Source organism: Actinomycetospora lutea, from assembly GCF_028737205.1.
In the GTDB taxonomy this organism is placed as follows: Bacteria; Actinomycetota; Actinomycetes; order Mycobacteriales; family Pseudonocardiaceae; genus Actinomycetospora; species Actinomycetospora lutea.
In genome coordinates this window covers 1-9,319 of record NZ_JAQZAL010000060.1, presented here as the reverse complement: position 1 = coordinate 9,319, position 9,319 = coordinate 1, and the positions used below count along the sequence as shown (strand labels likewise).

Here is a 9,319-nt window from a genome sequence, read left to right as displayed (position 1 = left end):
TGCTCGCCAGCCTCGTGCTCTGGTCCCGGTCGTGATCCAAGAGACACGCCCTAGGGGGTAGGCGCCCCATCACCGAGAGCGCAGCTTGAACATCGCTGCTGACCCGAGTACGTGGCCCAAGGCGAGGGTAAGGAAGCACCTTGGCGGCTGTCGGCTTCACAGCTCGATCGGGCCGGGTGTGTTCCCAAACGAAGGCGCTAAGCGCTTCAACCACGGCGGGGGTGGTCCCGTTGGGAGTCGATGGCGAGACGCTCAAGGGCGTAGATGTCGCCGAGTCGTACAGAAAGATCATCGTCCCTAAGCTGACTTGTCGCCTTGAAGTAGAGCTCGGTGAGCTGGTTCTGCTGCGCGGCCCCCATCTCGGCTGCAGCGATGGTCTGGTCAGCTGCGGTCTGCAGAGCTGGGTGATCATCGAGTGCGCGATCTCTGGGGAGAACGTGTCCGATGGCGCGTCGCCCACCGCGCGCGAGAGCGCGACTTGGCTGCACCTGGCTGATGGTGGCTACGCCTCGGTGCTCTACTTCGCGCTCCTGTCGGGGAACAGCGGCCGCAGCACCGTTCCCAACTGTCAGCCCGGCGAGCCCGAGCTCCCGATGGCCCCGGTGCTCGTGGCGAACCCGCCTCCGACGACCACACCCAGTCCGCCGCGCCGGCGACACCGCGCGCCACCACGACCACCGCGCGCTGAGCCCCCAGCCAGCAGCCGGTTTAGGTAGACGTTGACCAGGGCCAGCAGAACCAGGGCGGTGACCAGGGTGACGACGGCCGAGACGGTGGCGGCGGCTTGTTGGAGGCTGATCAAGTGCTCGGCCACCGGAAACCGGCCTGCACCTCGGGAGCGGGTGTAACGGGCGATCATGGTGAGCGACGCCCACCCCGTGGGGATCACGACGAGGGCCGGCGGCGCGAGGGAGTCGGGGCCTCCCGCCCGTCGGCCGTGGGCGCTCGTCGCGAGCCCGGTGCTAGTGCTGTTGGTGCTCATCGCCACGCCATGGGGCATGGGCGGCGGCGCCCGATCTCTGCCCGCTCACGACCGTGCTGGAAGACGATGCAACGGTTCCCTGCAGGTATTGGTGTTCGCCCCCCGGACTATCGGTGTGCTCTCCTTCGCTCTTTTCTAGTGTTATAGCTACAAGAGTTTGGTCAACAATATCGCCAGCAAGAACAAAGCAGTGAAAGCCGCGAGCGAAGTCGCAAGTAGCCGGTCAATCAACGCGTATTCAAGATACTTGAAGAGTGCTGGGTCGTCCTTGTCCGAGAGTCCTCGTTCCGTTATCCACGACTGAATCGCTCGGGCACTTCCGACTCTGAATCGATCGTCGCCATATATTCGCTTACCTTTGCACGAGCGGACAGCTTCCCGAGCTGCTATCGGCAGGACGAGTACCGAGCATTCCAAGCGATCCGCGAGCTCCCAGGAACTTACACTTTTGCTCATTAAAGGGTCGCCGAAGCGCCGCCTCGTCAGGCCGGAACGAGCATAAAGCACGCGGTCGATCTCGTGGTCAACCACGAAGGTGAGCTCTGACAGGCGGGTGGCGCTTATGTGGCTATCGATCAGGACCAATAGGCCCTCCACCTCCTCCGCGCTTATGCGGGTGTCCATGCCGACTTTCCAGTTAAATACTACTTCTGACTCGCGAAGTACTTGTTCGAGTAAAGGGCGAGGGTGATTATCGCGCACGCCTGGTGAGGCTGAAACGGCCGAATCGATGGTCTCTTTCAGCGCTTGTGGGGCGATCCCTTCTATCGGAACTTCAATGCTCTCTTTGCGCCAAACGACCCACCTCGGTGGCGGCAGCTCGTTGACCCCGAGAAAGTATCCTAGGAATGACCTTGCCTCGTTCGACCCCTTCGGCACGAAATTCGCCCAGCCGCGCGGGGAGGAGATCGTATCGATCTCTAGACGCGCAGTGGCGACGGCGCCCTCTCGTTCAAAGGCGAGCCGGACTTCAGTGCCAGTCCAGCGGATTTCAACGAGACCCGCTTCTCGCGCCAAAGGTTCAGCCTGGGTGGGCTCGATGAGGAAATTTCTGGTCGAGTCACGCTGTGCAGACAGATTGCGCCAGACCTCGCGCCAGAACTCATCTCGCTCCGGGTCGCCTTGAAGGGTCCTGGCGAGGCAGACCAGAGTGTCTGCGTCCTTTGGTACGGCTCCATCGGTCACGATGCGTTGCGCAGTTGCCGAGGAGAACGAAGGAAAGCCTTCTATTGCCACCGAGGCTTCGGCGAGCTCCTTCATTGTGCGATTGGCAACGCGCCGCATGCGGCTCAGCTCGCGCGCCAGTTCTGCGGACGATGCTATGGAATTCGGTATGCTCGCTTGCCCCGTCCCACGATCACTGGCTGTAGCGTGCACCCCGCCTGAGCTGGAAGATAGAGATCGTATCAGTTCAACTCAGGACGGTTCAGTCCGTCTCACTGGACAGGACACGGGATCAGCGACGCTCGATTACCCTAAGAGGGATCAATTTCCCAAAGCGCAGAACTTCAGTCGCCCTCACGCTTGCGGTCGTTCAGCCCCGAGCAGGACAGTCGGTGGGTCTCAAGCAACTCTGCCCGCCGTGGAAGGGGTGACTAGATGTCGTGGCAAGACCTAATCCACAAGATCATCAGCTCCAAGAGTCTGTACCGGCGCGCGCTCGTGTTCGCGTCAGTACTGGCTCCGGTACTTCTGGTCGTCGGAGTTCTGATCTTGCTGGTGCTCGTATAGCCGGTAGGGGCTGGTGGTCTAGGTTGACGTCGCTCCGAAGAAGCGGGGCTCCAGGGGTATGCATTCGTGGCACGCGCGAGGAGGCGATCCGCAGACTCAAGGACGGGTCTCCCGTTTCGCGTTCTCTCGCACGGTCACCTTGAGTGCTGTTCTCGATGACTCCGGACGGGTGATTACGCTGAGTCCTGTTGGCGCCGGGTGAGGGGCGGGCCTGGGCGAGTCCTCCGCTCCCCGCCCCTTCCGTGCTCGGCTCTTCATGCCGAATTCGCGCTTGTCGGCAGGGAGCACTAGTAAGTCGAGCTGGAGTTGCCAAGTTCATGATGTCGACGAGGTCCACTTCGCGGCGGGCAGAACTCCAACGGAGGAGTGCGGAGCTCCGACAGGCGCACCGGCCCGCGCCTCCTGGAAGGTGCGCGGGCCGCTGGTGGCGTCGGTAGCCCCATGGCCGCAGGCCGGGGCTACTCGTTGGGCATATCCACGAATTTGCACTTGAAGCTCTCTAAGGATCGCAGCCCGAGCAAATTGGGCGGTAATCCGGTACGGCGCAGCTTCTTGTAGAAGGTGATCGCTGCCTCGCGGAGGCGCATTCAACGGCCGGGCGCCCCAACCGGGTTGGCGCCGTCGCTCACGCACTCGTGCGGCTGTCGCGGACTCGGCCCCGTTCAGGCACTCCTGGTCGGAGTTGACCTCGGGTCCGTTCGGATTGTCGCCGGGGGCTGCCGGTCTGTGGTGGAAGTGGAATTGGACCCAGTCGCTCCTCAGCGGGGTGCTGCCGGTTTGGTCATCGGTGGAGCGGCTGGTCTGGCCGTCGCCAGGCGAAGTTCGCCGACCAGCGGTCACGCGGTCACGCGCGGACCTTTAGACAAGGTGATCGACTGCGGTGCCAAAATATAAACGACCGTTTCCATTAAGGTGAGGGCGTGGCCAGCCCCCGCCGTCCCCGTCGGGACCGCCCCGCTAACGCCCCGGTGCGGGCGCTCGGTTACCTCCGCGTCTCCAGCGGCGATCAGGTTGACTCCGGTGCTGGGCTCGACGCCCAGCGCGCCGCGCTCACCTCGCGCGCCGCGCTGGAGGGCTGGCAGCTCGAGGTCGTCGCCGACGAGGGCCTCTCGGCCAAGAACGTCGACGGGCGCCCCGAGCTCGTGGCCGCGCTCAGGCGCCTCGACGCCGGCGACGCCGACGTGCTCGTCACCGCGAAGCTCGACCGCGTCAGCCGCTCGGTCCGCGACTTCGCCGGGCTGCTCGACCGCGCCCGCGACAACGGCTGGCGCCTGGTGCTGCTCGACCTCGGCATCGACACCATCACGCCCGCCGGCGAGTTCGTGTCCAACACTCTCGCCTCGGCCGCGCAGTACGAGCGCCGCATCATCGGCCAGCGAACCCGCGAGGGCCTCGCCGCGAAGCGCGCCCAGGGCGTCCGCCTCGGCCGCCCGTCGATTGCCCCGGCCGAGGTCGTCGCTCGGGTGGTGGACCGGGTCGCCGCCGGCGCCGGCTGGTCGGCCATCGCCCGCGAGCTCAACGCCGACGGCGTGCCCACTCCCTCAGGGAAGCCTGTCGCTCGCTGGTTCCCGAACACCGTCCGCCAGGTCGCACACGGTCAGGACGCTGCGCGTCTGGCCTCATAACTCAGCGCTGACGGATGCCCACCACGCGGACGTCGCCGCTCCAGCTCACCGCCGCGATCTCGTCGGTGTGCACCGTCGTGTGCGGTCCGACCGTCATCCAGGTGCTGGCCGCTCCCGACGAGAGCAGGTCGTCCACGCCTCGGACGTCTTCGGCCATCTCCTGGGGGTACTCCAGCACTGCGCCGGACTTCAGGACGATGCGCGGCGGCTCCGGGCCCAGCGAGGCGCTCACTCGTGCACCGTGACCGGGTGGTCGATGTCGAGCTCCAGCGCCGCACGGGCGCTACCGAGACCGAGGGTCACGTGCGTCTCTCGGTCCCCGGGCTCGTCCTCGTCGTCAGGCCGAGCGGTGTGCTCGACGCCCGCGAGCCGGCCCGTCAGCGACCACGCGACCTCACCGCCGGGTGCGGACCATGGCACTGCTGCCGCGCTCGGTCTCGACCGCGTCGAACAGGGCCCGCAGCTCGGGTGGGTCTTGTGTGCATGAGCTACGACTCGACGTAGTCACATATCTTCGACGCAGCCAGCCGGTGTGCTCTGACCGGACGAACTATCTCCAAACGGGCGCGCACGGCCCCATTCGTGTGTAACAGTTTCGCGCTCATCCACCGTCAGATGGGGGAGACGCCGTGGACCGCCTTGATCAGTTCCTGCCTTCACAGAAGTGGACCTGGAACGGATTGTCACGCAATGCAATCGCCGGGGTGCTTAGCGTAGCCGCCGCAACAGTGCTCGCGTCTTCGCTCGTTGCAACCGACGCGTCTCTCACCTCTGATCCCTGTCCGCGCTACTTGGTATACGGAGTTCGCGGTTCCTGGCCCGATACACCAGGCTTTGGAGGCGTGGGGGATGTATTCCTCGCTGAGTTCAAGGACTTGGTGGGTGCGCACAATGTGCAACCGCTGGCGAGCGAGTACCCGGGCAGTTGGGATTTCGAGAACAGCATAAAGGAGGGGCAGAAACTTCTAGAAGAAGATCTGGCTGAGGCGGTTCCGGGGCAGTGCCTCGATACTAGGCAGACTGAGGTCGTGCTGGTTGGATACTCTGCAGGTGCCGCCGTAATTCATCGGTCGTTCGCTGAATTGGCAAAATACCCCGTCGAGGGTATCGCCTTGTTTGGTGATCCGGACTTCTGTTACGACGACGACGTGACAGAACGAGAAGCGGCGCTCTCGTTGGCCAGTGGGCCGTTCAACCCCACACAGCGTGGGACTTTGCGCTCGGGCTGCGAAACGCGTGGAGACCCACCTTTCGAGGCGGACGTGATTTCTAGTTGCATCGGCGGCGACTGGACAACATGCGACGGCCTTTCCTCTTTCAATTTCTCACAACGGGCAGCTCACTGGGAGTACGTCAAGCAAGGCTATGCGAAAGCAGCGGCGCGAAAGATGGCTCTGCTGCTGGGCCATTATCATGATCATCCCGTCGCACACCTCGAATGCACCGAGAACAAGCTGATAGTGCGTGACCCATATATACCTCCTGGCAAATCAATAAGCCTGATCGCATATGGAACCAATCCCGATGGGTCCACATCCGCATCCACAATCGCGACCATCACCTGGCCACCGTCCGGGTTGCCGTTGCCGATACCTCCCGGTACGACCGTTGTGCGTGCCTTGGACGGCAAGAACGAATTCGTGGATGAGATAGCCGTCAACCTGCACGGCTGCGCGATGACATGGGAGGAGTTCGGGGCGCAGTTGCCGGCCGTCCCAGTTTCCCCCGAAAGCAGCGAGCCTGGACGTAGCAGCTCGGAGAGCAGCTCTAGAAGCACACCCGAACGCGAAAGCTCCGAGAGCAACTCCGAGGTCACCGCGCCGGACGAGGGCGAATCCCGAGAGAGCGGACCTGAAGAGAGCGCACCTCAGGAAAGCGTGCCGGAAGAAGGTGCGCCCGAGGACAGCCCCGGCGCCGACGAGTATGGCAATACCGGCGGGTTGTGATGCTCCGGGGCAATGAAGCCCGTATAGCGCTCGTCTCGCCAGCGCGGAGGTAAAGTGGTAGTTCGCGCTGTGCCCGGTAGGAGTTGCCATCGTTGCGGTGACTCACCGGTCGTACTCCTCAAGGGCATGATCCGGACGGAAGATGCGGATGTCCACAGCGAGCTCGTCCTCCCGCGGGCGCGCGACCGGCGGGGGACGCGGTGCCACTCCGACGTCGCCGGCGGCGGCGAGGGTGATCAGTCCGAACGCCAGCGCGAGGACCCACCTCCGTCGCGCGGAGCGGCTCGTCCCACGCGGTGCCGAGCGGAGTACCGAGATCGCCACGATCGACCGCCTCGTCGCGGGCGAAATCGACGCCCGGTGGGCGGAGCCCGACCACACACGCTGTCCGGGGATCCCCGCCCGACCTGTCGCCCCCGGTCCCCGAGATGGATCCGGCCGCGTTAGCGCCGATCGAGGCGAGGGCTGAGCGTCGAGCACGATCGCGCGCCCGACATCACGGGGCTCGACGTGTGCCTGCGAAGACTGCGTTCGAGAGGCATTGCGGGCAGGCACGACGGTGACCTCGTCCGGGCCGCGCCAGTCGTTCCCGTCCATGCGCCTCCCCCCACCGACAGCGTGTAACAGTGGGGCTGATGGGGCGCATGAGTTAAGAGAGGTGGATGTGACTAGTGGGATTCGCACCGAGATGCGCCGCCGAGATCGCGCCACACCTTGATGGGTCGATCTTGCCTCGCGCGAGGAGCAATCGGCTCAGGCGCGCCTGTCCGAACGGTCGCGGTCAGAGACCTGAGGCGCCGCCTTCGATGAGGATGACCAGTCCGATCCCGACCAGCACGACCGGCAGCAGGACATGGCCCCAGCGGGCGAGGGCTCGTGCGATGGGCGGCCGCGTCGCGGGGAGCCTCCCGGCCGAGACCCAGACGGCGACGAGCACGAGAACACCCCCCCCTAGACGATCAGCCCGCTGACCCCCGGAGACGGCAAACGGGGGACGTAGACCCCGATGTTGTCGCCGCCGTTGGCAGACGGTGTGGTTCGGTATGGACGTGATCCCGACGTCCGATATCTGTACCCCCCGGATACTCCGGAGCATTGTCGATCGGGCACCTCTCACCCTGATGATCAAACCTTCGGGTCAGCGCCACGCGAACTGGGCGCCGGGCGAGGCGGTGTCTCGGCCTCATAGAACGGTTTCCGAGAAGAGCTGGTCGCTCTGGGTTCCCCTGCTTGGGGATAATCGCCTGAATCGGGCGGTGGAAGGCAGCACCCGTGGCGTGATCTGTTGGGGGGCTCGTGTATCAGGAGATGTCTGTTCACGAGCTCGCCCAGGGACTCGAGCGCCGCGATGTCGCGCTGCTCGATCTTCGCGTCGCCGAGCAGTTCGCGGCCGGCCACATTCCGGGCTCTTTGCCCGTCGCGCTGCAGGACCTGCCGGGTCGTCTACGGGATCCCGACGACGAGCTCTGGGCGCTGCTGTTCGGCGCGCGGCGCCCCGTGCTCGTCCGGGTAGGCGTCCTGGCTGATGCCGAGCGCATCACCGATGCCTCCGTCATCCTGGGCGAGCTCGGCGTCGAGTCCTACGTCGTGACAGGGGGAGTACGGGCTTGGAGCGCGGCCGGGCTCCCGCTCAACCGCCGTTGGTAGGCCCGCGGACCCGGCGGTCGAGGGCACCGAGGACGCCGCTGCGCCGCCGAAACAGCCTTGGACAGGGGTCGGCGGCCGGCCCGCGGCTCTCTGCGATCTTGCGGAAGCTGGCAACGGCGCCGAGGTCGTGCCGCTTAGCAAGACAAGCGGGCGAGCGGAGGCGGAGCGCCCCTCCGGGTTTCAGTTCGAATATCCGAACCCGCCCCAGCAGCTGATCCACCACCCGCGTGGCAGCCCCGACGACGACTGTCGTCGCGTAGCTCGCTGTCGAGACCTCCACGATCACTGGGGCGCGCGGAACGGCTTGCCGGGGCAGTGGTTCGCCGCAGGTTCGGACACAGTCGTAGCTGGGACTTGCTCGCGTGACCCTCGGCCCGCTCGGCTGACCGACCAGAGGTTGGTGCGCCGACCCGGTGATGCCCGTCGAGGAGGTGTTTCGTGTCCTGGGCCCGCTCGAGATCGAGGTGGACGGTCTATCAGGTGCTCGTACTCCTCGGGTGACAGTCAGCCCAGGCTGCAGGCCCGCGTCGATCCGGTCCTGCCGACGCCACGTGTAGATCGACTCCGCGCTGATCCCGAGGTCCCTAGCGACGTCGACAACCGGGCGCCCGGCCTCGACCAGGTCCAGGACCTTGCGTCGGAACTCCGGCGGATAACCACGCCTGCCCACGCACTCTCCTCAGGGGTCACGCGACCAGACTCCCCGCTACCCGACTCCGCCGAACCGGGGTCGAACCATACGACCTACGGAACTGCCCCAAGTTCGTTGACCCATGGAACTGGCACTTCGGATCGATGAAGCCCTTTGAGCTTTCCGGGTCGGCTCGTTCGCGCAAGTCGCAGCCTAACGCTTCGCTCTCCTTGCCATTGGCGGAGGGTGCGCTGCACCACGATCGAGCGGTACGCGATGTGAGAGTGTCGGTTGCGTGCTTATCATAGTCTCGTTTGGGTTTGGCGTCACCAGCCACGCGACGAGGGGCTTTCCCGAGCAGCACGTCTAGCGAAAGGCGCGAACCGATGGCACAACGAACTACGGTCACCCTCCTCGATGACCTCGATCAGAGCCCAGCCGACGAGACCGTCGAGTTCGGGCTTGACGGGGCGACCTATGAGATCGACCTGTCTGAGGACCATGCGGCTGCCCTGCGCGACGCCCTCAGTGACTACCTCGAGCACGCCCGCCGCACCGGCGGGCGCCGTCGTAGCAGCTCAGGCGCCTCATCGGGACAACGGTCTGAAGCCCGCCGCGCCCAGAGCAACGGTACGGGTGGGCGCCCGCCGGTCGACCGCGAGCAGAACCAGGCGATCCGGGAGTGGGCGCGCAAGCAAGGCGTGACCGTCAGCGATCGGGGCCGCATCCCCCGCGAAGTCACAGACGCCTATCACCA

General features: G+C 65.3%; 9 protein-coding genes. 4 read left to right on the top strand and 5 right to left on the bottom strand.

Annotation, left to right across the window (positions count from 1 at the left end):
* Positions 1 to 568: 568 nt before the first annotated feature.
* On the bottom strand, positions 569 to 982 hold the full coding sequence (locus PHK61_RS31210) for a hypothetical protein (RefSeq protein ID WP_274284936.1): 414 nt from the start codon (positions 980 to 982) through the stop codon (positions 569 to 571).
* Between the two features lie 147 nt (positions 983 to 1,129).
* Positions 1,130 to 2,242, bottom strand: coding sequence for a hypothetical protein (locus PHK61_RS31205; protein ID WP_274284935.1), 1,113 nt, complete (start codon positions 2,240 to 2,242; stop codon positions 1,130 to 1,132).
* 1,391 nt (positions 2,243 to 3,633) lie between these two features.
* Here PHK61_RS31205 and PHK61_RS31200 point away from each other — a divergent pair.
* Positions 3,634 to 4,338 carry a recombinase family protein gene (locus PHK61_RS31200; RefSeq protein ID WP_274284934.1) on the top strand — a complete coding sequence of 235 codons (705 nt, stop codon included), beginning with the start codon at positions 3,634 to 3,636 and terminating at the stop codon, positions 4,336 to 4,338.
* A gap of 1 nt (position 4,339) precedes the next feature.
* Here PHK61_RS31200 and PHK61_RS31195 read toward each other — a convergent pair whose 3' ends face one another.
* Positions 4,340 to 4,570, bottom strand: coding sequence for a hypothetical protein (locus tag PHK61_RS31195; protein WP_274284933.1), 231 nt, complete (start codon positions 4,568 to 4,570; stop codon positions 4,340 to 4,342).
* Between the two features lie 397 nt (positions 4,571 to 4,967).
* Between PHK61_RS31195 and PHK61_RS31190 the strand changes: the two genes are divergently transcribed.
* Entirely contained in the window at positions 4,968 to 6,284 is a 1,317-nt protein-coding gene (locus tag PHK61_RS31190; protein ID WP_274284932.1) for a cutinase family protein, read from the top strand.
* Positions 6,285 to 7,065: 781 nt separating this feature from the next.
* On the opposite strand, the gene PHK61_RS31980 is transcribed toward PHK61_RS31190, so the two are convergent.
* Positions 7,066 to 7,221 (bottom strand): hypothetical protein, encoded by a 156-nt coding sequence (locus PHK61_RS31980; protein ID WP_337994023.1) that lies wholly within the window; start codon positions 7,219 to 7,221, stop codon positions 7,066 to 7,068.
* Between the two features lie 359 nt (positions 7,222 to 7,580).
* Here PHK61_RS31980 and PHK61_RS31180 point away from each other — a divergent pair, with 359 nt between their 5' ends.
* Positions 7,581 to 7,931 carry a rhodanese-like domain-containing protein gene (locus PHK61_RS31180; protein WP_274284931.1) on the top strand — a complete coding sequence of 117 codons (351 nt, stop codon included), beginning with the start codon at positions 7,581 to 7,583 and terminating at the stop codon, positions 7,929 to 7,931.
* Here PHK61_RS31180 and PHK61_RS32210 read toward each other — a convergent pair.
* On the bottom strand, positions 7,915 to 8,601 hold the full coding sequence (locus PHK61_RS32210) for a transposase (protein ID WP_420791471.1): 687 nt from the start codon (positions 8,599 to 8,601) through the stop codon (positions 7,915 to 7,917). The genes PHK61_RS31180 and PHK61_RS32210 overlap by 17 nt on opposite strands.
* Before the next feature lie 347 nt (positions 8,602 to 8,948).
* Between PHK61_RS32210 and PHK61_RS31175 the strand changes: the two genes are divergently transcribed.
* On the top strand, positions 8,949 to 9,319 hold a 371-nt coding region (locus PHK61_RS31175), incomplete at its 3' end, for a histone-like nucleoid-structuring protein Lsr2 (protein ID WP_274284930.1).

What these genes read in the sequence shown, in the direction of transcription:
- PHK61_RS31210 (WP_274284936.1), bottom strand. Translation starts at nt 982, where the DNA reads ATGAGCACCAACAGCACTAGCACCGGGCTCGCGACGAGCGCCCACGGC.
- PHK61_RS31205 (WP_274284935.1), bottom strand. Translation starts at nt 2,242, where the DNA reads ATGAAGGAGCTCGCCGAAGCCTCGGTGGCAATAGAAGGCTTTCCTTCG.